A 24660-nucleotide genomic window follows, 5' to 3' on the forward strand; every position below is an offset into this window, starting at 1 on the left:
ATTATGAAAATAAGAAAGACTTGCTTGAAAAAGAAAGGCAAGCAAAAATAGATACCAAAGCATTAGAAGAGTTTGTACAGTCTAATAATATTGAAAATTTTAAAGGTTTAACTCAAGAAGAAATATAGCATATATTTAATGAAAATAAAAAAGAGGTAGTAGATCATCAAGAATTTGCTCCTCCGCCTGAAAAAACTAATTTTGCAAAAGTTAAATCGGTAGTAAAAAAGCAGGAGTCGGCTATTTTGTTGAATCGCAATTTGGGGATTTAAAAGAAATATACGGTAAAAAGGAAGAAACATCTCAATCTTTTATAACTCCAAATGTTAGCAATAAAGTAAAACCTGAGCAAAACAAAGCTCATGAGCAAGCAACATATGCAAGAGAATTTGTCACACGGCAAGGGGGTTTGTTATGGTGCTAGCTCACCATCATCACAATCAACACCGAATGCTTCTAAACACCATGAATCTTCAAGAGGATTTTAATTGTTAATAAAGACTTATAATTATCTTATAGATTATATCTTGCCGCAGAGATGTTTAAGCTGTTCGGAAATACTAGGGGGAGTGGTGAATTTTGTAGCGATTGTTGGAAGAAGCTAGAGTTTATAGCAAGACCCTATTGCAGTATATGTGGACAAAGATTTAGTATAAAAATCTTAGATAACTGTATTTGTAGAAATTGTTATAGCAACAAACCTAATTATGAGCTTGCTCGCAGCTTATTTAAGTTTAATGAGCATAGCAAAAAAATAGTTCATCAGTTTAAATATCAAGATAAGACGATATTTGCTAAGACCTTTGCTAAGCTTTTATATAATAGATATAGCGAGGATATAAAAGATATTGATTTAATCATACCTGTACCTATGAATAGATTTAAGAGGTTACTACGAATGTATAATCCTGCTCATATTTTAGCTATAGAAATTGCTAAAGTTACCGATAAAATGTTAAAAGCTGATATTTTAACTAAATCAAAATGGACCAAGTCTCAGACTTTTCTCTCACGAAAACAACGCAAAAATAATATAAAGGGTAGTATCAAATTTAACACAAAGTATAATATTGTAAGTAAAAAATCTTATTAGTGGATGATGTCGTTACCACTGCTGTTACTATAAATGAATGTTCTAAAATTTTACGGCAAGCAGGAGCAGCGTCGGTATATGTGATGAGTGTTGCGATGACATGATAGAGATTTGTCATACTGTGACTTGATCGTGGTATCCAGTCTTTTTTAATTGTTTTATGGATCCTGTGGTCAAGCCACGGGATGGCAGAAAATAGAAGATAACTTATGCAAAATGAAATAAAAAAAGTTTGTGTTATCGGTTCGGGAGTTATGGGTTCAGGGATTGCAGCGTTAATTGCTAATTTCTCTCATAAAGTAGTGCTGCTTGATATTATCGCTAAAGATTCCGATGATTCTAATAAAATAGTAAAAAATGCCGTAGAAAATTTGCATAAACAAAAACCGCCGCCTTTATCTTTTCCGGATAAAGCAAATTTCATTACCATCGGTAATTTAGAACATGATTTAGATTTAATTAAAGAATGTGATTTAGTTATTGAAGTTATTGTTGAGAAGTTAGAAATCAAACATCAATTATATAATAAAATTATTCCTTATATTAAAGAAGATGCAATTATTGCTTCTAATACCTCTACGTTACCGCTTAAAAGACTCAAAGAAGATTTACCTGATAATATTAAGTCTAGATTCGTTATTACGCATTTCTTTAATCCACCAAGATATATGGAGCTGCTTGAATTAATTATAGACCCGACGGTAAAGCCTGAGGTAATAGAAAGAGTATCAGAGTTCTTAACGAAAACGCTTGGTAAAACTATAGTAAAATGTAATGATACGCCTGGTTTTATTGCTAATAGAGTAGGGTGTTTTTTACTTGAATTAGTAGCTCGTAAAGCGATAAGTCAGAATCTTGATGTTGCTACTATAGATAAAATATTTACTTCATGTCTTGGATTACCGAGTACAGGAATTTTTGGTTTATATGATCTAATCGGACATGACGTAATGAAGTTAATATCAAGCTCATTACTTGCCGCTCTTCCTGCAAATGATGCTTATCACAAAATATATGTAAATACTCCTGTTCTCGATAAGATGATAGAGAAGAAGTTAATTGGACGTAAGGGTGACGGTGGGTTTTATCGCCTATCGGTATCAAACGGAAAAGATTAAAGAAGTTATCAATATAAGTGACTTATCTTATAGCCCTGTTCAAAAAATAGATATTTCATTTAATAATCTTGATGAGCTTCTTGCAAGTGATTCGGTTTATAGTAAATTTTTTACCGAAATTATCACGGAATTTTATGTTTATTTAGCAAGTCTAGTGCCGTCGGTTACGGATAATATTTATGATATCGATGCTGCTATGAAGCTTGGTTATAGTTGGAAATACGGTCCATTTGAATTATTGACTATATCGGCTAAAAACGGCTGGAATTCGGTAATTAAAAATGCCGATTTAATGTATATCCCACTTCCGCAATATTTAGCCAATAAAAAATATCAAAAAATTGATAAACAAAAATTTAATTCTCACAAAGATATTTTACAAGAAAGTCAGATAGTATTAGAAAACGATTCTGCAAAGCTAATAAATTATCGTGAGAATTTAATTTTTATTATTACTACAAAAATGAATTGTTTAAACCATAATGTGTTTTATTTACTGCAAGAAGCAGCAAGTAAAGCTGAAAATGACGGCAAAAATCTGTATATTTATCCGCAAGGAAATAATTTTTCTGCCGGTGCAGATTTAAAGCTTCTTCTTTCTTATATTGAAGACGGTAATTTTCATGATCTAGAAAATTTACTAAAGTTGGGACAGCAAACCATGCTTCACTTAAAATATTCCTCTACACATGTTATTAGCTGTGGTCTTGGTGTGGCCCTTGGAGGTGGATGTGAGCTATTACTACACTCAAGCTTTATTATAGGAAATCAAGAACTTAACGCAGGACTTGTAGAACTTGGTGTCGGTTTAATACCAGGATGGGTCGGTGTTACCGAAATGTTTGCTCGAACTAGAGGAGATAAAACTAAACTAATTAAAAATATCAGAAATATTATATAGCAGAATAAAACAAGCTCGGCAGATTACTTTAAAGCAGATTATGATGTAGAGAATATGCACGTAAATATGAACAAGCATTATATTTTAGATGAAGCTTTAAAATTAAACCTACCTAAAAAGATATTGCCTGCTCCTCATAAAATTACTTTGCCTAAAATAAATTTAGCAACTGAAATAGATACATCAAAATATAACGAGTTACAAAATAAAGTACTTAGCAAATTCCAAAATATTATTGATAAACATAATGAAACGAATGAAGAAGAGCTACTTGCCTATGAGCGGGAAATATTTTTAGAACTCGCAAAAGATCCAAAAACTATAGAGAAGTTGAAAGTGATTGTGGGGTGAAGGATTATTAAGATATTCTGAATTCTTTATTGTGGTTATGAGATCTTAAAATAATATAAACAATGGATTAAAATTCAAATGTTGCATGTAATATCTGTAAGTTATATTGATTATTATTTAGAATTAGTTTTTGATGATGGAACAAAAGGTATTATAAACCTATATCCACATCTTAAAGGCTCAATTTTTGAACCGCTTCAAGATAAAAATTTATTTAATAAGGTGACGATAGATGAAGAATTGCAAACTATTAGTTGATCTAACGGTGCAGATTTTGCTCCGGAATTTTTAAAGGCGAATTTAGATTCCGTTTGAGATTGCTAAAAATAATCTAATTCATAATGATAAGGATAATTCATGTTATACAACGCATAAATAGCATTATATATATAAATGAGATCAAATTCGTTATGGTTCTGCTCTGATAAATTGGTCACTTTGTAATATATACCAAGTTTAAACTCAGAATCTTCGCTGAGGTCTAAAGCTGTATAATAAGACTCTTGTGCTTTTAGTATAAGACTGTTTGAGGCGTAACAATCTCCTTTAATATGGTAAGGATTATTAATCGATGTCATTCCTGCAGAAGTGGGAATCCAGTAATCTTTAATGTCATCCCGCAATTTGATTGCGGGATCTCAGGATACAGTCTGTGATACAAGATCCCGTGGCCAAGCCACGGGGTGACACAGAAAAGGAGTGGATTCCCGCTTTCGCGGGAATGACATAAAACGAACCATGCAACAACGCTACTCTACAATAATACTACCTATAGTACCACGATAGTAAGTCTGAGGGTCATACATAGCTTCGCTGTAAATAGCAGGAGTTGCGAATATGCCCTTATTAACTGCTTTGATTTTATATTGATACGTCATTTTTTGATCAGAAATAGTACCGAAAATCATAACTCTATTATCACGATTAGTTATATATATCGGTTTCCATATCATTACTTCCTGCGTGCGTTCTAATATATTTACGTTGTTGTTATCCGGTAAAAGCTCGAAGCCTGCCGGTAATAAGTCAAGTATTACCATATTGCTCAAGGTTTTATTACTACCTGAACGCATGGTGATTTCCACCGTAATATTATCACCTAATTTTACTTTACTAACCTCTTTATTATTTTCATCGAGATATTTTTTGGTTATTTCTATGCCTTTAACTATCTCTTTATTTTCTGTTAATTGCTTATCATAGCCTGAAGTTAAAAGCTGATAGAAAAAGCCGTTACTTGAGGAAGTTAAGTTGATTCCTTGAACATCGTTTGCAGGAATCTCATCCAGCATTATTTTGCTACCTGCTAAAGATGTTTTTTGATGCTTTATAACTTCTTGGGTTTGGTTATTTATTGTATAATCTACCTTAATACTCGCCTCATCTACATTATTTATTTCATCGGCATAGGCAAGACTTGCCATAATTGCATAGCTTGCCGATAGACTATTATAGTTGTCTTTAGCAAAAAGAGCTATATCCTGTACAATTTTTGGGTCAAAGTTTTTTAATCTTTCAGGGAAATGCAGAGAAATTAGGTATAAATGAGTAAATCTATCTAATAATTTATCCGCTTCTTCATTCATTTGCAGCATTTTATAGCTAGCTGCTAAATAAACGCTAGTCAAATCATCCTGCCATGTATTTTTATGGTACTCGTCTAAATATTTTAAAATATTTGCAATATAGCTTGTAGTAATAACGCTATTTTTCGTCAGGATATAAACCGCATATGCCTTTTCTCTTGCTTCGTCTAAGAAGTTTATTGATCTGTTAGCCATATTCTCTAAATAGTAAATACCTTGATTAAATGTATCACTTGGAACGGCTAAATATCTAGTTGCTCCCTCGCTTAAGAAATGCATAGCATAAACGGAGATAAATGGATCGGAATCGTCGTTAAAATTGTTCCAATATCTAAATCCACCGTCGTAATTTTGACATTCCGATAAAGTTTGAAATATTTTCGATAATGATTCATCCATTTTTTTACGATTAGTTTTAAGAATCTGAACTAGCTAAATATTGGCAAAATTTTGGCTTATTAATTGTTCAGTACAGCCATAAGGATAATTATCTAGGAAATCTTTAAAACCGGAAATAATAGCAAGTGGCGATTTAGAAGCGGAAATTTGCAGTTTAGCAAATTCAGGATATAAATCCCGCAAGATTTTTAAATTAGCTTTATTGCCGGTAATGAAGCCTGTATCAACTGTTGTAACGTTAGGGCTAGCAGGGCGAATGCTCGTAGTACTAGTTAATTCGGAGCTATGTACTACTGCCATAGATATTATACCCGGTTTTAGGTGATTTATAGGAGCCACAACCTTTAAATCTGCCGAACCGAGTTTATCAGTTGATTTTAATTTAACATTAATAGTAGCTTCCTTCTTTTCGTCTATCGGTATCTCTTTAGGATAATCTAATATTTTAAGTCCTTCGCTTGTTTCAATATTTAGAAAAACCTGAGCGTTTCCTGAATCTTTTAGGTTATTAAATATTGTTACCGGTACTGTAAACTCATCATTCGGAGCTACAAATAAAGGTAAATTTGGATTGATAATAAGATCGGATTGGACTAATAAATCAGCTTTGGAAGTTCCTATAGCGTCAAGGCTTGAGGCTACCCCTATAACTCTTAAAGTGCCGTTACAATAGCTTGGTATGTCAAATGTGACTTCTCTCTCATCAAGATCTGCTTCTAAAATTCCTGACCAAAATGCTACCGGAGGCTGGCTTTTTCTTTTAAACGGATTAAGGTTTCGAGCGACATTTATAACACCGTCTCCGGCAGGAGCCGCCATATAAGCTTTCATTAATAAAGGACGCTCAGGTAATATTAGATCCATGATTTGTGATGTTCGGACTTCCAAGGCTTTATCGTTAATTAAGTAATTAAGCGGGTCGGGAATCTGATAACCGGCAAATGATAATATCCCTTTATCAACAGCAAATATTATTATTTTACCGGGATTTGTAGTACGGTAACGAATTGCTAGCTTTTCTCCCGATTTGATTTTTGCAGGAAGCGTTAATTCAATATCTTGTTTATGTTTATCAATGTTGGTAGTAAACGGTACTACTGAATAGCTAAACGGTGACATAAAGATTTCCGTAGCTTCTATGTCTCTTATAAATTGTACATTTACATATCCTTTACCCTCAAAGCTGTCAGGAATTTTTATTTCTTGAATGCTATGATTTTCATCAGCTTTAAACCATTCAAAATTATGTACTTTATCGGTCTCGATAGTAATTAACCCATAACCTGTATAAGGAGTTATAATATTTAAAAGAATAGTATCGCCGGCTTTATAATCATCTTTATCAAGCTTAACTTTTAAATTTGCTTTGTCTGTTAAATTAGCCGTAACATTTCCTTCACCTATTACCGAAAATTCAGCTTGAGCAAAGACCGTATCTTCTTTATCGGTTAAGTAAATAACGTAATCACCTGCTTCTTTAGTAGGTACGTTAAAATATAGCTTGCATCTGCTGGAATATTAACCTTGTTAGAAGATATATTAGTCTCAATAGGTACTGAACTGTAAGAATAATTACCGTTACTATCTGCTACTAAGTTATTTACATAATTAATCTTTTTTAAGTTAAGAGTTAAATCAGGTGCAGCTACTTTTTCTGCTTTATTTGATATGGTTATGAATTCTATTGCCGAGCTTGTTTTCTTCTTAATATATTTTAGATTGCTATCGCTTCTAAATCCTATAATATAAGGCAGAGGCGAAACTATAAGCGATTTGCTCACGTTTACGCTTCTTCCTGAGTCAGGCTCAAATCCTTCTGCTGAAAATGTTAGATTAAAAGTAGCGTTATAATATTTTTCAAGGTTAAGGTCACAGTTTGCCGTACCTTTAGAGTCGGTAGTAATATCTCCTAAACGTTCGTTAAAAAACTCTTTATTTCCTTTGCTACTATAAAATTTATACTCTTTAAAGCTAGGTACGAAAAACTCGGTAGGTCTAATATCAATAAAGCCGCTGACTTTTCTATTTTCTGCAGGAGTGCCGTAAAGATTTATAAGATTAACATTTGCTTTGAGGTCTTTTGGATTCGTCCATAGCTTATCTTGTGAGTTATTGAAGTTTATGTTTATTTTCATGCGGTCAGGCTGAAAATCACCAACCCTGACAGATACGCTATTAAGATAGTTATTTGTGCCTTTATCTCCTACTAAATATAAGCTTATATTATATAAGCCGGTTAAGGAATCATCAAGCGTTGAGAATAAATATTCGCCGAATCCTTCTGTATCTAGAGTTATTTTACTTTTATCTATTACTTTTCCTCTAGGGTTAGTTACTTGTATTTCTAAAGGTAAGCCGTCAAATTTTCCTTGCCAGTCGGTTTGTTTGAGCATAATACCTATGTGACCTTGTTCCTTGGTCTATAGATGCCACGATCGGAAAATAAATAAGCTTTTAACCCTTGACCAGCACTAACGGCTCCTGCTACATCAAACCGAGAATAATTAACTTGTCTATCAATTCTACTATACGGCATAAACGAAAAATCATCCTTAGTAGTTAATATATAAGCCACTGGAGTTTTTGCTTTTGTAAAATCATTTATATTTGATAAAACGGCATGCCCTTTCCTCCAATGGCATTCGGTTAAGATAAAAAATATGATATAATGACTTTCATTGTAATAACAAAGAGAGGAATATTGAGATGGAGGTAGCAAAATCATTAATTTTTTGGTCTGAAGTCAACGAAATATTTAAAAAAGTAAGTGATAAATTTGATTCTAAGTGGCAAACAAGAAAACGAGTATTAAATACACAAATATTAGTAACATTTTTATTTAAACTAGTACAAAGTTATAATAAACAAGGGTATGGTAGTAGTCTTATTCAATTTTGGGAGTCATGTTTAGATAAAAATATTATATTACCCTAAACTAAAACAGTAGCTGCATCTTCATTATGTGAGGCAAGACAAAAATTACCAGAAGATGTTTTTATAGAATTGAATCAAAATTTATTGGTTCTTTGGCACAAGATTCAAGATTTACCAAATTGAAAGGGTTATAGAATATTTACAATAGATGGATCAAGGGTAAGTTTACCAAGAGAATTAATTAATGAAGGATTTATAGTGTGTTCAGCAGATCAAGGTAATTACTATCCACCAGGTTTAATGAGTTGTCTTTATAACATACAAGAAAAGGTGGTATATGACTTTAGTTTGCAAGCACATTTGAATGAAAGATTATCTGCTCTAGAACACATTCAACAGTTAGGTAGTAAAGATATTGTAGTACTGGATAGGGGATATTTTAGTTACTTAATGCTTTATAAAATCATAGAACAAAATTGTCATGTTATTTTTAGAATACCTTTTGGTATTAGAAATAATACCAATAATGAGATTATGAATTTTATAGAAACAGATCAAGAAGATAGTACTATAGATTATATGCCATCTACAACTGTTATGCATGATCTAAAGAAGGATGGTTATAATTTAAAATTTAGACCGCTAAAGGTATGCTTAATTAAACATAAAATAAATGATACAACTTATATATATGCTACAACTCTAACAGATAAGTATATTTTTCCCAAAGAATGTTTTTATGAAATTTATCACTCTAGATGGAGTATAAAAGAACTTTATAAAATCTCAAAGAGGTTTATAGAAATAGAAGATTTTCATGCAAAATCAGCTAGAGGTATTAAACAAGAATTATACGCTTTATACGCTCATATATTATTAATCAATTTATCTAGGTTTTTTGAGTTTGAAGCAGAAAAATTAATTCCATCTAACAAAAGTGAAGATAATAAATACATAACCAATACTTTTGATCCTATCTCAATGATAAAAATCAATTTTAAAAACTGTTTACTAATCGTAACGAGGCAGTTAGAAAATCTAGTGATGACAGGGTGTATTTTAACTAATAATACATTACAAAAAATTATAAGTTCTATAGCTAAAGTACGGCAAAAGGTAAGGTTAAATAGACACTATCCTAAAATATCGCGTAAATCTATTAATAGGTGGGTTACATCTCATAGTAGACGTAAATTTGCTTAACCGAATGCCATTACCCTTTACTATCGGTTTTGCTGCTTACTAACACCTCACCGTTAAGTCCTATAATATCTGCTTTTACGCCGCCAGCCGGTTTACCGTTACTGATATAAGAAACAAATATATGATGCGTTCCAGTTTTATCGGTTTTTACTATAAAACCAAGATCGGTAACTAAAATTAATCTTTTATCTTGAGATATAATAATATTATTATCATCTTTAGCATAAACTTTTGCTAGAAATAATCCCTTGGAATAGTTGCCTGCTTCTTCTAAATTAAAATATTTACTGAATCTAAATCAGTATAATGAGGTAAATTTAAATTTTGAGAGTTAACTATTACTTCCTCTTGAAATACCTCAGAAATATTATACTCATTAAAGGTATATTCATTTATAAAAGTCGGGTTCTGGAAAATATTATATCTATTGGTTTGGCTGATTAAGTGATTAACTTCTTGCTGATTAATCTTATCGATTTTTAAATATAATTTATCTATACCAAGTGAATATACGGGAAGCTTTCTTTCGCCGTCTAATGAAAGAATAGAACCGTCGGACATTAGCTTAACTTCTTAGGATTATCGGGTATTTGTACTATTTGAGAGTAATCTGAGCCAAGTGTTAAATTATCCGATGTTTTAACACCTTTATTTACTTTAACAAGCAAAGTTCTTGAGGCAAACGTATCTACTTTAAAACTATGCATAGTAGTAATGCTTGGGACGGAAGATAAAAGCTCAAAATTTATTTTTTCACTCGATTTAAGAATATCATCGGTTATTTCTTTTGGACTTTGCCATTTATAGTGTTTTTTGCCTGCAACTCCTAAGAAAGCTGGTTTATCTTGCAGTAATAAAAATAACTCTAAATGTTTTTTTATCTCCTCACCCGAAACTGGTGTATTTGTAGTAATTATAATTATCTGTTACGGTTTTAGTTTATCATCTTTAACAATTGTAGCAGTACTATTAGTGATTTTTAAATATGAGGATAGACTTGGAATTAATACATCACAATTTTTGGGTTTCTATAGTTCATTTTTCCAGTACAGTAATATTTGTGCTATAAAATTTATCCCTTAAAAATAGCTAAAGTTCGTTTAATAATATTTCTAGGGTTTGCTATTATTTGGCCTTATCTAATTTTAAAAGTAGGTTCTCCGATTGAATTATTTTGCATACAATCGGTTTTTATTTTTTTTAGACCTGATAGTTCTACTGGTTTGCCAATTTTCTTTAAGTATTTTCCTATATTTAAACGTTTTACCTCGGTTGCTTTATCCTTTGCTATTTCGCGTGCTTTCATGCACGTAGTTACATCTTTTGGATTTGTTTATATAGTGGAATATTTTAACAATTGGGGGTTATTAATTATTATGTTACCTACCGGTTTAGCTTTTCTATTCGGGATAACTCATTTTGAAACATTAGAAAAAACGAATGAAAATTATTTTGAAAAAGATTATCTTCCTGAGCTAGAAATTGCTTAATAGATAAATGTTGAAAGCATAAATCAACTATTTTTTGTTTTATCGCTGGTATTTTTAAATATTCAGCTAGAATTACAAAATTTATTAAAGTTTCTTCAATAATCTTTTTTGCTTTCTCAGGTGATTTAGCACCTAAAGTTTGGATATTATGGATTCTATCAAATAATTTTATGAGAGTTGTATCATATCTTTTTTGCTGAATTAATAAATTGAGGCTTTCTTCTGCACTAATTTTCCCGTAAGGTTTGATTCTAGTTAAACCCTCTACATGGTTTGCAACTTCTAGCCCAAAAATTGTAGTTATTACTTCTTCGGTAAGTTCTGTATCCTCAATGGTATCGTGAAGCAAAGCAGCATTTATCATGTTAGAAGTAAAAAGCTTAGGGCTTCTTCAGCTACAAATACCGCAAGCATAATCGCCACCTCAATCGGGTGAGAATAATACGGATCGCCTGATTGACGCATTTGTGAGCCGTGATATTTACGAGCATAGAAAATGCTTTTTTAACTTCCTCTATATCGACGGGGTTTTTTACTTTAGTGTTTAAATATTCAAGTTTATCAAGTAGTTTCTTAGCATAAACGCAAACTTCGAACTTTTCTTTCCAAGAGCTTATATCTTCCATAAAAAGTTATTTTTTATTAGACTTCTTGCATAACTTGTTTCTAAAGGTAATTTGTACGTCAATCCGATGCTCGAATCCTCACGTACTATAGTGTACACTGTGGTTCTGTGCTTCGTGTTTCCTTCAAATTCCTCTTTATTAACTACGTTATGCAAGAAGTCTATTGTTATTAATAATAGTTGATTATAATTAAAGCAAAAATTGAAAAATTGCAATAATAAATAATTTTTAACTTTAAATATATTAGTAACTTGTTGGTTATTTTATATTTAAGCAACTTCATTCTGTTTTATTATTTGCTTTTTTTCTATTAAGCTTTTTCTCTGCATTCCCCGCTTTTGCAGGGATGACATCGAGGGCTTTTTAAAAATTGTACGGTACTATACATGGTGGTACCACTACCCAATTAAAGGCATTTCATCATTGGAAGTGGAACCACCAACTGCAACTAAAAAAGTTACAGTTTATTAAGTTATATTACTTTTTATTTAGATTACATTTGAGAATATTTAATTTATGTGTTAACTTATATAAATATCTTATGATTTATTTTAAAAATAAATACTCATCTAGCTTAGCTTCCTAGTAAAGTATAAAGTCAGAATAAATTATTATTTTTGTTGTCAGATTATGATTTAATTATAATTGTAATGGCAATAACATTTATAGTTATGTTTGGCTTATTAGTGCTTAATATGGAGTCTTATTATGAAAGATCAATTTACGTTGCTAATTAGAACATATTTTCCATTCACTGCAAAATTAAAAATTTCCTACAATTCTCAAACCATATCTAACTTAATTACTTAAATATAATTAGAAGAGATTATCAGTATAATCTCATAAAAAGAAAATATAAGTTGAAAAAAATGTTAAAAATTGATTAATGATTCTAGAATAGCAATACAGAATTAGAAAAATATTATTAATTTAAAACAAGAGTTTAATATGAGAGAAGTGGCACAAGAGTTAAAGAAAAGAGAAAATTTAAAACGTCCTATAGAAAAAACAACTACATCCCTCGATAATATTAATAAAGAAGAGTCTAATAAAAGACAAAAAATTGACCTCAGTCGAAATGATTTATTGTTGCAGAAAATTAAGAATAATGATCCTGAAATTGTTCGTGTAGAACTACCTTATGAAAAAGATAGTAGTTTTTTATCAATTATAATTAAAACTTTAGAGAAAAATACTGTAGTAAAAGAAATTGATTTATATGGCAGCAACCTTAGTGACGATGATATAAAAAATCTAAGCAAAATTGTAAGGTTAAATAAAATATCACATTTAAACCTGAATTCTACTTCTTTAGATAGTGAAAAAATAAAAATTCTTATCGATGCTTTAGCAGATAATACCTCCCTTGAATATTTATCTTTAAATTCTATTTCGCTGAAAATAGAAGATTTAAGAATATTAATAGATGCTATTAAAAACCACCCTAATTTAAGTTCTTTAGCATTAGGTATTAGTGAAGTAGGAAATAAAGGAGCAGCAATTATTAGTGAGTTGTTTCATTCAAAACTACCGTTAAAATCCTTAGATATAGGACAAATTAATATTACTGCCGAAGGGATAGACGTTATCGCAAATAATATTAGCAGTGCAAAATTAATGTCATAAAATTACTTCATGCTTTAATGGCTAATCAATATATTAAAGAATTAATATTAAATGAAACAAGAATCTCCGAAAAAAGTGCAGAAGTCATTGGAAGCTTTTTAACCTCAACCCCCATTGATACTTTAGATTTAAAAAAATAACTTAGGGGATGAAAATATATAGCATCTGCTTTAAAATTAAATCCATGGTTAAAAACTCTAAATCTTAATAACAATAATTTAACCCATAATAATATAAAAGAACTTACTACTGCATTAACCGAAAATAAAGCGTTAGAAACTTTACTAATAAGCAATAATATTGAAATAGGAGATCTAGGTTTTGAAGCAATAGCGAACATGCTACAAAAAAACAATTCTCTAAAAAATTAGCTCTTATGAATATTAAATTAGGAGATCTAGGAGCCGCCTATCTTGCTACAGTATTTCTTTATCACAAAGATCACCTACAACATATAAAGGAATTAGATCTAAGAGATCATAACATAACCAATTTGGGTGCGGAAAGCTTAAAAAGCATTCCAGGTAACATGACGATTTTAGTAGACGGTAATGATATTGATAATTCAATATTTGAGGAAAGCGTTGAGGCTTTAGGAGAAAATAAATAATAAATAATTAAAATTATAAAATAATATTTATATGGCAAATCTAACAAATGCACAGAAAGAAAGGTTAACGGTAGAGTTTGTTAAATATGTAGATAGCCAGACAGTAGAGGATATCATAAGAGATAAAAAATCGAGAGAGGCTTTATTAAAAAGTATTATATTAAACGAATCTATATCTGCTTTAAAAATCCTTACTGAACACTATAAGAAAATACACAAAAATATATAGTGAAGCACTTGATGAAAGTTTTGAAAAATTAGCAGTTCTAGCGGTTTTGGTAGGTAAAACAGAAAAGATTATTCCAAAAGAACTTGTTCCTTATATGGCATTTCATGTTGGATTTGCTGAAGAGAATCCTACCCACGGACTATTAAATGACAACAACAACTCAAATCTGCAGAATTTTGCATATGTTTTCCGTACTCGACTTAACTCAAAGATTATAAAAGAAAATGATACTCCTTTACAAAATAGACGCTTTGATGCCTTAGGTAGGTTAATTCAATATAATAGCCAATGTAGTGCCGTATGTTTTGACGGTAAGCAAATTTTAGTAGCTTTCAACGAATTACATAATTCTAGTGTTAACACAAAGAAAGTTGAACAAATTGAGACACATACCACAAAAGTTTTTAAATATTTACAAGATTATGCTACTTACACAGCTTTACCTAAAGAAGAGCAAAAAAATTTTCTACAACAACAAAATCTATCTACTCAACGAAAAGAGCTACTTCTAGATGCTGCACAATATTATTATAAAAATAATAGTGACCATAAGGATATATTACCACGCATTTTGCAAGAGCTAGAAAAATATCCGAATAATAATCAAGAGGTTTAACAAAAAGTCTGTAATGTAACCAGTGCAAGTCCAAAAGTAGTTAAGGCAGTAGCTAGAGCTAGAAGAGATTTGATGAAATTAGAAGATGAATTAAACCCTGATACTATTGATGCAAGTAAAAAATTTGCTCCCTCAATTATTGAAGCTATAAAACAACCATATAAAATTGTATTAGATGGTCCATTTAGCGATAAAGCTCATGCTGAAATGAGAATAATACAGTATATAAAAGAACAATTTCAAGATTGTGATAATCAATTAAGTGAAGAAATATACATAGGATTGTCTAAACTTTGTTGTATTAGTTGTGATTTAGTTATAAATAAAGAAACGAAAAATGTAGATTTTCATTTTACTGATAAGAATAAACAAAAACACTTAATACCGCTTAATATTACTACTAGAGGAGGAAATGGAGTAGGATATGAATGGGCTTTAATGGATGCTATAAGAAAAAATCCTGACTGGTTAGAAGATTTTCTAGGTAAAACAGCATATGAAAAATATAACGCTTTATCAGAACAGGAGAAGAAAATAGCAATTAACAGTATAGTAAGATATATAGGAAAAGGGGAATTAAAGATTAAGGACACCCCGCTTAAAATAAACCCGAAGAAAGAACATAGAAAAGATAAAGAAAATGAACCTTTGAAAAAACAGAGACAAAAGAAATTGACTGCTGACGCTTCTTCTAGTGAAGGCAGATAATTGCTGCTACAGTTTATGGATCCACCTTTCCTGCAGTACAAATACAGCCTATCATTTTCTACAATACAACCAAATGTACCTACTACACTTGATGCAGCATTGGAGGAAATAAAAAAATTGCAAGCTGAAAAAACGATGCAGTGAAACAACTTAAAAATCAAAACTTAGTTTTTGAAAAAACAAAAGCAGACCTTGTTTATGCACAAGAAAATACCATAAAAATCTTTCAGCAGATGGGTTATACCGGGAGCTATTAAGACATCCTGATGTATCGGTAGAATTTCTTCAACTTCTTATTTCAGAAAAACAACAGTTAAATAAGAAAAAGAATGACACACCTGATCTACACAATGATCCTAATCCAGAAGATAAAAAAATGCTTATAATCAAAGAATTAGTAAGCCAAATAGTCTTTCTTATCTTTATCAACATCCTGATTTAAAAGCAATCGCTTCTCAATTGATCGATACAACGAAAGTAAATTTTAAAGTTTTTGTTGAGGATCAAAATAGTGACAAGGATAAAAATTATGACCTAAACATAAAAAATATTCAAAAAGAATTCCCAATATTAGACAAGCCTATAGTCGGTATTTATAATATACCTGGAAGGAGAGGACATTGGACAAGTTTTGCTATTTTTAAAGACGAAAATGATCAAGTAGTACTGTTATATAAAGATTCTATGGGTGGAAAGTGTCCTCCAGATATCATAAACGCAGCGGAGAAATATTCAGGAGGACAAACGGTAACAATACAGGAAAATACTATTCAAGAGCAAGGGATAGAAATTAAAAATAATGTAGCAGTGATTGATCGTAATTATGGTATATATGCTTTAAAAAATATTGAAATAATGTATAAAAATATTATATCAATCACTTTAAAGAATACAAATTTTCATCTCGTGAAGAATCAGATAAAGCTAGACAAAATGAGTTTGCTGAAAAGTGTGTCACGAATTACTTAATCAGGAGTTAAAAAATATTGTAAAATCATATATTCATCAGAGGCATCAATCCGAACTTAAATCAATTAATAATTTATTGAATAAGACACTGCAATCTCTTCCAACTCTAGAAATTGCAGGATGTGAAATATTGGATTATAACTCTGAATTTTCAATTGCTAATCATAATGAACCTAAGTTATATTTAGAAATCAGTAATATACAACAAGAAGCGGAGAAGTATAAATATGAATATTGTATATCTATTCCTAAGAATTATGCAGAAACTGCAGAAAAATTTCTACAGAATTCTAATTTTAACCTAGAAAAAAAAGAAGATATTACTGGAGGAGGACGTTATACAGTTACTTCTAATGAAATTGAGAAAATACCTAATTGGTCTGAGGAAGATTTTAAGGAGGTTAAGAAAGCTTTTGAAAATGATAACTTAAAAAAATAAGATAATTAATGAGATGCTACCGACAGCACTCTATGTTGATTCCAATTCTCTAGGAGAAATAAAAGAAATAATTAACACCGAAGAAAAGAAAAAAGAGCAGTTAAAAGCCGATACAAAACTTAGCCAAGATATGGCGACTCCTAGTGATAATATATTTAATCAGGATACACAAATTTTACCACAAAAACTTTCAACTTCATCACATAATAGTAGTAACAGTGAGGAGGAACTAGTCATAAATCACAGAAATTGGGTAGATAGTAAGAACTCAAATATATATGATAACATTATGGCAGTTCCTTCAGAAACTCTAAGTCCTACTTCTTCTCGCTTTCGATCACTTAGCAGCAGAATTCAATCATCATTATTACAATCACCTCAAGACACCCCAAGCTCTATTGCTACTATATTTTTTGATCGCCTAAATTACTGTCACTAAAATCCAGTTTTTCTAAATGCAGACTTGTTTTTAGAGCCTTAGAAATAACCTTTATACCCTTATCGCTTAGTTGGCTACCTGAAAAATTAACAGTAGTAGTTGTTTTAATGCTTTTTAATTTATCAGCTATTAGCTCTGCTAATTCATCACTTATTTCTTGATAACAAATATTAAGAGAAGCAGGATTGCAGAAAATTTGTTCTTCATATTTCTTTTCTGCATTTGTTTTATTTTTCTTGACTGCATAAATCATTGCCTTCGGCGTTTAAGCTTTCTGCTTTTTTTCTACTATAGTTTTATTTCTTTGCAAATATCCGTTAATTGTGTCCAACGTTGCCTTATTTATATAACCCCAAAAAATACCTGTGTTGTTATACCTAAGATTAAGCTCTGTAATAGTAGAATTATCTTTTAGCATTAAGGCTAATTTCTTTGCTCCTTGCTCGCCTATTTTGTTCCATCTAAGATCAAGCGACGTTAAAGAGTTATTAACTTTTAAGCTTGCCGCTAAGTCTCTTGCTCTAGCCTCGCCTATGTCGTTATAAGAAAGATTAAGCGTTGTATCACCCTTTCTTAAACTATTTGCTTGTCTAGTAAATCCTCTTTTTTCTAGAAATTCTATTAATTCTTTCATATCTCTACCCTTATTAAATTCTATAAATTTTAATATTTTGTTAAAAATGAGCTTATAGACAGAATCATAATAAGGAGCTTTAAGAAAGCAATAGAAATTTAACTAAAAGTATGAATAAATAAATTAGGATTAATTTAAGGGATTTATGAGTATATAGAGGATTAGAGGAAATAATAAGAGGTGTTAATAAATGATAATAATTATAATCTATAATGTTGCCGATGTGTCGCTAAACCTTGCAGCTTAACACCGCCTTTAGTACGCATCCATCTTAATATCTCATCGACAGCTGCTAAATATTCAACTCGGTTAAGCTTCTGCCACAAGGTTGATGCTTGGAATTTTCCCCCTCCACAGTTAAAGATAAATGAAATTAAGGAGGCTTGTTGGTTAATTAAATTATTAATATTTCTTTTTATAAGGTGATAAATTTACTATTTAGAAGAAAGAGAAAAGCTACTTAGTTTAGAGATTTGGTGAAAGACACTTAATATTTCAGTTAAACGGCAAAAAGCTTGATTTTATACTGTGTCCGCCGTTTGATACGTTTGTAGAAATACTGAAAAATGAAGAATGGCGCACCCGAGAGGAGTCGAACCCCTAACCTTATGATCCGTAGTCATATACTCTATCCAATTGAGCTACGGGTGCTAAGCTTGAAGTACTTATTTCTAAGCCTTATTTCTTGTTGCTAACATACGAAGGAGCATATATAAAAGCATAGCATTTGTCAAGAAACATAGAGTGTTCTTATATTTTTCTAAATAATAAAATATAAGAAATTACAATTAATAATTGAATTATCATATTATATATTGTGTATAGAGGTTCATAAATTAACATGAGAAAAAAATGAATAAAATAAAATTAATCATAATTTACTTACTTTGTATTAATATTACTGCACAAGCAGACAATATATCGGAAAGTGCTAAAGAAAATTAGAGGTAATTAACTCTTGAAATGTTGAGGAACAGTGGCAAAAAGGTAATGTAATAAATTGTAAGTCGGGAGAAACTTTATTAGAAGAAACGGCAAAATATAACAACTCTCCTAAGTTAAAGCGTTTGACTCATTGTAGTTGTTTTGCGTATGCTGTTAGTGCAGCCTTTGGGCTTTCAAATAAGTCTCTACTTCCTCATCCTGAAAGCGATAAAGAATTTATACCTACTTTATCAAATAAGCAAGCTGAGTGGCTTGAAACAGACGGAATAAAGAACGGGTGGAATTGTGTTAAAGCAGGAAATCGTGATGATAGTTTTATTCAAGCACAAAAATTTGCTAATCAAGGATATTTTGTTGTATCCGTATAAAAATGCTAACCCAACAAGAGCAGGGCATATTGCCGTTGTAGTACCAAGTAGTAAGGATATAGAGAAAATAAAAAATGAAGGACCGGACACGGCTCAAGCCGGTAATATTAATTTTTCCTGTAGCTCTTTGAAAAAGGGTTTTAGGAATAAAAAAGATGCATTTAAAAACAACGAAATAAAATTTTATTATTATAAAATATAACAGATATCAGTAAGGTAACCGGACAGTTTTTATTCTATGTCATTCCCGTGGGGCATTGCCTGTGTGGATCGATTTCTCATTGTCATACCGTGGCCAAGCCACGGTATGACACAGTGGATTTTACTGGTCCGCGCAACAATGCCTCGTGGGAATGACACCGATTTATGCAACAACGCCCCTGTTTTGCAGGAATGACATAATCAGCTTTTTTAGTTATTAGCTATTTTAGAGATTTATGCAACAGCATCTACCCATGAAATTTCCATGCTACCAGTTAGAGCCACTTGAGGAGATTCGCTGTAGCTTGGTAAGTTATCATACACAAGATGAGCTAAGCCGGCTATTCCGTTTACTATCCCTGCTGTATTTTCATAAGCAAATTTTGCTGCTTCTATTCCTGTATAGGTCGTATTTTTTAATAACTCAAATGTGTTCTCCGGCGAATATGCAAGAGCTGCTCCAACACAAATCCCCATGCAGCCGTTGATATTGCTGCTTTTACAAATGTAGGCATAGCCCATCCAAAAGCGTGTCCTGTCATTACTTTACCGGCTACCACTTCATAAGCACAAGCGCCCATAAAAGCACTACCAAGTACTTTATAACCGTAACCGACTGCTGTAGCAGCAGACGTTGTACAACCTACAGCAGCTGCCTTAGCATTAGCAAAATACTCAAATGTTGCTTCAGAAACTTTTACTCCTGCATATGTAGTCGAATTATTTACTACTTTTTCAGGTGATATGTTATTAGAAACTGTATTTTTTGAAAATAGATAGCTAAACATAATTTTTCCCCTTTAAAAATTTTGATTAAATTTAATTATTACTTAAAAAAGTAATAATCAATATATTCTAACTGAATATTATAATGCGTTATTGATAGTTCCTTTTTTGTCTTAAGTGCATTATACACTAATAGACTGTCACATGTCAAGAGGGAATATTAACTATTTCTTAAAAAATGAATAAATTTTTACTACAGTACCTAACAACCATATTCTATCATTGACAGTCTATCTCATATGTGGTTATGTCGATACTATTCTAAAAAATATTATATGTAATGATGTTATTTAAAATAAATCCTGAATGGTTATTAAGTTTTAGAAGTGAAATGTTAACTAGCTGGTTTAAAATATTTCCTTTTTTTGCTAGTGATTATTTTTATATTACAATTATTGCGATTGCCTACTGGTTAAATCCAAGAAATAGATTATTTTTGGATTTAGGCTGGCTTATATCATTTGCAACGTTATTGAATGTTATTATTAAAAAGGCTTTTTCTATTCCTCGCCCGCCTAGTACATTACATATGTTACCTATTAATGATGGATCATTTGGTTTCCCTAGTGGAGATGTACAGGTGGCTACTGTTTTCTTTATGATAATATTTTTATCATTTAATTCAAAAACGTTAAAAATAATATCTATCGCAATGATTATTAATATTATGCTTTCACGCCTATATCTTGGAGTACATAGTATATATGATGTTATAGGCGGTATGATTTTTGGAGTGTTAATTGTTTTAGTTTATAGAAGTAATTTTATACAAGCACAAATAAGTAGATGGGAAAATAGGGCTAAATCTTATTATTGTATATTGGCTTTTGTGATAGGTATATGTTTCTTTTTATGGAAAGACAGTCCTTTCCCCTTACTGCTTTTATTACCAATAGGAACTTTAGTGGGTTATGGTATCGTATATATTTGCTTTAAATATAATTCTGATTTGATCTTAAATAATGCTCAAAAAACTATAGGTATAATTATTAGTTTCATTCTGTTATTCTTTTGTTATAAAACTTTTCCTATAATAAAAAATTCAACAATATTATTTAATTTTACACTTTTGCTTAAATTTGCTTTATTACCTGTTTTGATTTATATTTTACTTCCTATGATGCAAAGAGAACTAAAAAATAGATTAGATTAAATTAAATTTCTTTCACAAAATCCAATGTACAGATTTATAACTATCCGCAGGATAGTCTAATATATCAAGTATTGACAAAGTACTTACATTATTTATAATAAATATAACATTGAAAATAGTTGTATTATGAGTATCAAACTAGATCCTTACAAACAAGATATTGAAGATAATTTTGAAAAGCAGCAAAAAATTGATGATCCAGCTCTCATTGCATTATTTCAAAAGTCTGCAAAAGCACATCTTAATAAAAAGCGGTCTGTTACTATTAGAATTGCAGAACATGACATAGAAGCAATAAAAATTAAAGCTTCTAAGCATGGTTTGCCTTATCAAACCTATCTTAATATGTTAATTCATTCAGATGCTACTAAATTGTAAATACCAATGATCAAATTTAGATATAATCATGAAAAGAACGCTAAGTTATTGCATGAGCGTAATATAGGCTTTGAAGAAATAATACAGTCGATTGCTGATGGTAATTTATTAGATATTAAATTACATCATAATCAAGAGAAATATAAAGGTCAAAAAATTTTATATGTTAAAATGATTGAGCAAGTATATGCAGTACTTTATATAAAAGGTGATAAAGATGCTATTTTCCTTAACACTTTATTTCCTAGCAGAAAAGCAAAAAAGGAATTTTTAAAAAAATAAGAAATAATATATGAGTTTTATAGAAGAATTTATAAACAAAGGATATTTCTATCAATGTACCGATTTGGATCGGTTAACTGCTATAACGAAAGAGACAAAAATAGCTGCGTATATAGGCTTTGACTGTACTGCTACATCACTCCACATCGGTAGTTTAATGCAGATAATGATTCTGCGATTGCTTCAGCAGTATGGACATAAGCCTATTGTAATTATCGGCGGCGGTACGAGTAAAATCGGTGATCCTTCAGGTAAAGATGAAGCACGTAAAGCTTTGACTAAAGATGATATAAAAAGAAATGCCGAAGGTATAAAAAAGTCACTGTCAAAGTTTATCAAATTCGGTGACGGTAAAAGTGATGCTATTATGCTGGATAACGCAGAGTGGTTAGATTCGCTCAATTATTTAGATTTCCTACGGGATTTTGGTAGCTATTTCTCGGTAAACCGCATGCTGACTATGGATTCAGTAAGGTTAAGGCTTGAGCGTGAGCAGCATTTAAGCTTCTTAGAATTTAACTATATGTTGCTACAAGCCTATGATTTTTACTATTTAAGCAAGCATTATAATTGCAGTTTGCAGCTTGGCGGTAGCGATCAATGGGGCAATATCGTAATGGGAGCGGATTTAATTCGTAAAATAAGCGGTAAAGAAGTATTTGGTATGACGACGCCGCTACTTACGACTAGCTCAGGTGCTAAAATGGGTAAAACTGCAGCAGGGGCGGTATGGCTTAATGAAGATTTGTTAAGCCCGTATGATTATTACCAATATTGGCGTAACTGTGAAGATGCCGACGTAATTAGATTTGCTAAATTATATAGTGAGCTAACTTCTGAAAAGCTTAATAAATTTGAGAGTTTAGCGGCTGAAGATATTAATGCAGCTAAAAAACAGCTTGCTTATGAGCTAACTAAGCTTTGTCATTTGGAACAAGCGGCAAAATCAGCTCTAGAAACTGCAGTAAAGATATTTGAAGAAGGACAAATCGATGAGAATTTACCTACCGTTGTTTTAGAGCAGGAAGTATTACAAGCAGGTATTAGTGCATATGAATTATTTCATGAAGCAGGGCTTGCTACTTCTAAATCGGAAGCACGCAAGCTTATAAGAGGGAAGGGAGCTAAAATAAATGATGAATTAGTTGCAGATGAGAATATGATAATTAATACTAATTTCTTATTCGATAAAAATGTTATAAAACTCTCTGCCGGTAAGAAAAGACATATATTGGTTAGGATTTGAATATTTTTCTAGATTACCATGCTCCATTCAGTTGCAGCATTATTGTATGGCTCAAATATATTACGTCTAATTGAAACTGCAACTTTCAATTAGACAAATTGTATATTTTCTATCTCATGAACCATTATAACATAAGTTAAATTTAAAAAGTAATGACTAAAATAAGGCTTGATGAATATTTGCTACAAAAAGGTTTTGTAACAGATATTACCATAGCACGAAGCTTGATTATCCAAGGTAAAGTACATAATAAGCATGAGCAGTTAATTAAGCCTGGGATACAGGTTAATATAAATGACACCGACATTAAGGTAAAGTTACCGAAGCATAATTATGTTTCAAGAGGGGCATTAAAATTAATTGCCGCTTTGGATTATTTTAAAATTGATCCTGAAAATTTCGTTTGTATTGATATAGGTAGTAGCACCGGCGGTTTTACAGAAGTATTACTTAAGCGTAAAGCAAAATTAATTTTTGCCGTAGATGTCGGTTATGGCGAACTTCATCCTAAATTACGCGACAATCCACAAATTAAAGTGCTTGAGAAGACTAACGCACGATATTTAACCGATAAGCAAATAACTACCCCTCCTGATTTAATTGTCTGTGATGCCAGCTTTATTAGTTTAACTACTATATTACCGACTGCACTAAATTTAGTTAAAGAAGATTGCATGCTTATTGCTTTAATAAAACCGCAGTTTGAGGTCGAAAAGCATGAAGTAGAGCAGGGAGGAATTATTAAAAATTCTCTCTTACATCAAAAAGTATGTGATAACATCAAAGATTGGCTTGAAAAAGAGCATAATTTTAAAATATTTGGTATAATAGAAAGTCCTATACTAGGTGCTAAGGGGAATAAGGAGTTTTTAATATGCGGAAAAAGAAAAACGGTTATTTTGCTATAGCTTATCCTTAATTTGAATTGTTTTAGTAATCATTGCATCTTCTAATGTATAATTATTCAATGTTTTTATAAATGCTTCACTTGCTTCTTTAATAAAATGTTTAAATTGGCATGAATTTGTAATTCTGCAGCTATTAGTATTTTTATTGAAACATTCTACTATATCCATATTAGGTTCTAATTTTTCTATTATATCTCCCAACTTCATAGAAGAAGGGCTAAATGCTAGCTTAATTCCCCCTCCTTTTCCTTTACTACTATTAATATATCCTAATTGTGCTAATCTATGAATCACTTTTACCAAATGATTAAGGGAAATATTATAGTACTCTGATATCTCTTTTACACTACAAATTCTTTCCGGTTTTGAAGCAAGATATATAAGGCTACGTAATCCGTAGTCGGTAAAACTTGTTAACTGCATAAAAATTTTATTTATTTTTACCTTGAATATACAAAAAAACGTCTATATAAGTCTAGTTA

27 protein-coding genes, 1 tRNA gene and 7 pseudogenes are annotated in these 24660 nt (G+C 31.0%); 22 read left to right on the plus strand and 13 right to left on the minus strand.

The genetic code is table 11. The features are described from left to right. The first annotated feature begins 362 nt into the window (after window positions 1-362). The 5 genes and pseudogenes from D6968_RS06205 to D6968_RS01615 all read left to right on the plus strand — a co-directional run bounded on the left by D6968_RS06205 (window position 363) and on the right by D6968_RS01615 (window position 3721). Window positions 363-488: a hypothetical protein gene (locus D6968_RS06205; RefSeq protein ID WP_281269432.1), complete on the plus strand. Its 126-nt coding sequence runs from the start codon at window positions 363-365 to the stop codon at window positions 486-488. Between the two features lie 50 nt (window positions 489-538). Continuing rightward, entirely contained in the window at window positions 539-1093 is a 555-nt protein-coding gene (locus tag D6968_RS05690) for a ComF family protein (RefSeq protein WP_245969040.1), read from the plus strand. Continuing rightward, window positions 1093-1197, plus strand: coding sequence for an amidophosphoribosyltransferase (locus D6968_RS05695; protein ID WP_245969042.1), 105 nt, complete (start codon window positions 1093-1095; stop codon window positions 1195-1197). The genes D6968_RS05690 and D6968_RS05695 overlap by 1 nt, the downstream gene beginning before the upstream one ends. Window positions 1198-1302: 105 nt before the next feature. Further along, window positions 1303-3463, plus strand: a pseudogene (locus D6968_RS06425) (3-hydroxyacyl-CoA dehydrogenase/enoyl-CoA hydratase family protein). 78 nt (window positions 3464-3541) lie between these two features. After that, on the plus strand, window positions 3542-3721 hold the full coding sequence (locus D6968_RS01615; RefSeq protein WP_121542954.1) for a DUF2442 domain-containing protein: 180 nt from the start codon (window positions 3542-3544) through the stop codon (window positions 3719-3721). Between the two features lie 62 nt (window positions 3722-3783). On the opposite strand, the gene D6968_RS01620 is transcribed toward D6968_RS01615, so the two are convergent. Together D6968_RS01620 and D6968_RS01625 are read right to left on the minus strand one after the other, a co-directional pair. Then, entirely contained in the window at window positions 3784-4041 is a 258-nt protein-coding gene (locus D6968_RS01620; RefSeq protein WP_121542956.1) for a hypothetical protein, read from the minus strand. A 171-nt stretch (window positions 4042-4212) separates the two neighbouring features. Beyond that, window positions 4213-8077, minus strand: a pseudogene (locus D6968_RS01625) (alpha-2-macroglobulin family protein); the annotation flags it as partial. A 77-nt stretch (window positions 8078-8154) separates the two neighbouring features. On the opposite strand from D6968_RS01625, the gene D6968_RS01630 reads away from it, so the two are divergent. Further along, a complete protein-coding gene (locus D6968_RS01630; RefSeq protein WP_121542527.1) occupies window positions 8155-8382 on the plus strand; it encodes a hypothetical protein in 228 nt (75 codons plus the stop codon). Window positions 8383-8517: 135 nt separating this feature from the next. Continuing rightward, a complete protein-coding gene (locus tag D6968_RS01635) occupies window positions 8518-9525 on the plus strand; it encodes a transposase (protein ID WP_121542958.1) in 1008 nt (335 codons plus the stop codon). Between the two features lie 13 nt (window positions 9526-9538). On the opposite strand, the pseudogene D6968_RS01640 reads toward D6968_RS01635, so the two are convergent. The 4 genes and pseudogenes from D6968_RS01640 to D6968_RS01650 all read right to left on the minus strand — a co-directional run. Beyond that, window positions 9539-10538, minus strand: a pseudogene (locus D6968_RS01640) (alpha-2-macroglobulin family protein); the annotation flags it as partial. Between the two features lie 122 nt (window positions 10539-10660). Continuing rightward, entirely contained in the window at window positions 10661-10831 is a 171-nt protein-coding gene (locus D6968_RS05090; RefSeq protein ID WP_177717164.1) for a hypothetical protein, read from the minus strand. A gap of 77 nt (window positions 10832-10908) precedes the next feature. Then, a pseudogene (locus D6968_RS01645) lies at window positions 10909-11641 on the minus strand (HD domain-containing protein). A 14-nt stretch (window positions 11642-11655) separates the two neighbouring features. Next, window positions 11656-11856, minus strand: a pseudogene (locus tag D6968_RS01650) (palindromic element RPE1 domain-containing protein); the annotation flags it as partial. 814 nt (window positions 11857-12670) lie between these two features. Between D6968_RS01650 and D6968_RS01655 the strand changes: the two are divergent. Beyond that, a pseudogene (locus tag D6968_RS01655) lies at window positions 12671-13407 on the plus strand (leucine-rich repeat domain-containing protein). Here D6968_RS01655 and D6968_RS01660 read toward each other — a convergent pair. Continuing rightward, the gene (locus D6968_RS01660; RefSeq protein WP_245969125.1) at window positions 13293-13607 is read right to left on the minus strand and encodes a hypothetical protein; all 315 of its coding nucleotides are present in this window, start codon (window positions 13605-13607) and stop codon (window positions 13293-13295) included. The pseudogene D6968_RS01655 and the gene D6968_RS01660 overlap by 115 nt on opposite strands. Window positions 13608-13643: 36 nt before the next feature. Between D6968_RS01660 and D6968_RS01665 the strand changes: the two genes are divergently transcribed. The 7 genes from D6968_RS01665 (at window position 13644) to D6968_RS01700 (ending at window position 17277) form a co-directional block, all read left to right on the plus strand. After that, complete coding sequence (locus D6968_RS01665; RefSeq protein ID WP_121542962.1) at window positions 13644-13877, plus strand: hypothetical protein; 234 nt, start codon at window positions 13644-13646, stop codon at window positions 13875-13877. Window positions 13878-13908: 31 nt separating this feature from the next. Continuing rightward, window positions 13909-14106 carry a hypothetical protein gene (locus D6968_RS01670; protein WP_121542964.1) on the plus strand — a complete coding sequence of 66 codons (198 nt, stop codon included), beginning with the start codon at window positions 13909-13911 and terminating at the stop codon, window positions 14104-14106. A 46-nt stretch (window positions 14107-14152) separates the two neighbouring features. After that, window positions 14153-14722: a hypothetical protein gene (locus D6968_RS05420; RefSeq protein ID WP_245969050.1), complete on the plus strand. Its 570-nt coding sequence runs from the start codon at window positions 14153-14155 to the stop codon at window positions 14720-14722. Window positions 14723-14929: 207 nt separating this feature from the next. Continuing rightward, window positions 14930-15430 (plus strand): hypothetical protein, encoded by a 501-nt coding sequence (locus D6968_RS01685; protein ID WP_121543124.1) that lies wholly within the window; start codon window positions 14930-14932, stop codon window positions 15428-15430. A 459-nt stretch (window positions 15431-15889) separates the two neighbouring features. Continuing rightward, window positions 15890-16399 (plus strand): hypothetical protein, encoded by a 510-nt coding sequence (locus D6968_RS01690; protein ID WP_121542966.1) that lies wholly within the window; start codon window positions 15890-15892, stop codon window positions 16397-16399. A gap of 76 nt (window positions 16400-16475) precedes the next feature. Continuing rightward, complete coding sequence (locus D6968_RS01695) at window positions 16476-16838, plus strand: hypothetical protein (protein WP_141110519.1); 363 nt, start codon at window positions 16476-16478, stop codon at window positions 16836-16838. Between the two features lie 13 nt (window positions 16839-16851). After that, window positions 16852-17277, plus strand: a complete 426-nt coding sequence (locus D6968_RS01700; protein WP_121542970.1) for a hypothetical protein — start codon at window positions 16852-16854, stop codon at window positions 17275-17277. Here D6968_RS01700 and D6968_RS01705 read toward each other — a convergent pair. The 4 genes from D6968_RS01705 to D6968_RS01725 form a co-directional block, all read right to left on the minus strand. Beyond that, the gene (locus tag D6968_RS01705; RefSeq protein ID WP_121542972.1) at window positions 17243-17530 is read right to left on the minus strand and encodes a hypothetical protein; all 288 of its coding nucleotides are present in this window, start codon (window positions 17528-17530) and stop codon (window positions 17243-17245) included. The two genes, D6968_RS01700 and D6968_RS01705, sit on opposite strands and share 35 nt — an antisense overlap. A gap of 12 nt (window positions 17531-17542) precedes the next feature. Beyond that, window positions 17543-17911, minus strand: coding sequence for a hypothetical protein (locus tag D6968_RS01710; RefSeq protein WP_121542974.1), 369 nt, complete (start codon window positions 17909-17911; stop codon window positions 17543-17545). A 200-nt stretch (window positions 17912-18111) separates the two neighbouring features. Next, window positions 18112-18342, minus strand: a complete 231-nt coding sequence (locus tag D6968_RS01715; protein WP_342767341.1) for a lysozyme — start codon at window positions 18340-18342, stop codon at window positions 18112-18114. A 143-nt stretch (window positions 18343-18485) separates the two neighbouring features. Continuing rightward, window positions 18486-18562: transfer RNA gene (locus tag D6968_RS01725), tRNA-Arg, on the minus strand. Between the two features lie 416 nt (window positions 18563-18978). Here D6968_RS01725 and D6968_RS05715 point away from each other — a divergent pair. Further along, window positions 18979-19224, plus strand: coding sequence for a hypothetical protein (locus D6968_RS05715; protein WP_245969052.1), 246 nt, complete (start codon window positions 18979-18981; stop codon window positions 19222-19224). After that, window positions 19208-19426, plus strand: coding sequence for a hypothetical protein (locus tag D6968_RS05720; RefSeq protein WP_245969059.1), 219 nt, complete (start codon window positions 19208-19210; stop codon window positions 19424-19426). The genes D6968_RS05715 and D6968_RS05720 overlap by 17 nt, the downstream gene beginning before the upstream one ends. Before the next feature lie 233 nt (window positions 19427-19659). Here the strand turns inward: D6968_RS05720 and D6968_RS01735 are convergent. Continuing rightward, window positions 19660-19940 (minus strand): annotated as a pseudogene (locus D6968_RS01735) (hypothetical protein). A gap of 551 nt (window positions 19941-20491) precedes the next feature. Here D6968_RS01735 and D6968_RS01740 point away from each other — a divergent pair. From D6968_RS01740 to D6968_RS01760, 5 genes are all read left to right on the plus strand, one after another. Further along, on the plus strand, window positions 20492-21364 hold the full coding sequence (locus D6968_RS01740; RefSeq protein ID WP_245969060.1) for a phosphatase PAP2 family protein: 873 nt from the start codon (window positions 20492-20494) through the stop codon (window positions 21362-21364). Between the two features lie 126 nt (window positions 21365-21490). Next, entirely contained in the window at window positions 21491-21742 is a 252-nt protein-coding gene (locus D6968_RS01745) for a CopG family antitoxin (protein WP_121542980.1), read from the plus strand. A 6-nt stretch (window positions 21743-21748) separates the two neighbouring features. After that, window positions 21749-22024 carry a hypothetical protein gene (locus D6968_RS01750; protein ID WP_121542982.1) on the plus strand — a complete coding sequence of 92 codons (276 nt, stop codon included), beginning with the start codon at window positions 21749-21751 and terminating at the stop codon, window positions 22022-22024. Window positions 22025-22034: 10 nt separating this feature from the next. Continuing rightward, window positions 22035-23270, plus strand: a complete 1236-nt coding sequence (tyrS, locus tag D6968_RS01755) for a tyrosine--tRNA ligase (RefSeq protein WP_121542984.1) — start codon at window positions 22035-22037, stop codon at window positions 23268-23270. A gap of 152 nt (window positions 23271-23422) precedes the next feature. Further along, window positions 23423-24178, plus strand: coding sequence for a TlyA family RNA methyltransferase (locus tag D6968_RS01760; RefSeq protein ID WP_121542986.1), 756 nt, complete (start codon window positions 23423-23425; stop codon window positions 24176-24178). On the opposite strand, the gene D6968_RS01765 is transcribed toward D6968_RS01760, so the two are convergent. Then, a complete protein-coding gene (locus tag D6968_RS01765) occupies window positions 24173-24601 on the minus strand; it encodes an Rrf2 family transcriptional regulator (protein WP_008579452.1) in 429 nt (142 codons plus the stop codon). The two genes, D6968_RS01760 and D6968_RS01765, sit on opposite strands and share 6 nt — an antisense overlap. Window positions 24602-24660 lie beyond the last annotated feature (59 nt).

The sequence above is a fragment of the Candidatus Rickettsia colombianensi genome, from assembly GCF_003664375.1.
Lineage (GTDB): Bacteria > Pseudomonadota > Alphaproteobacteria > Rickettsiales > Rickettsiaceae > Rickettsia > Rickettsia tamurae.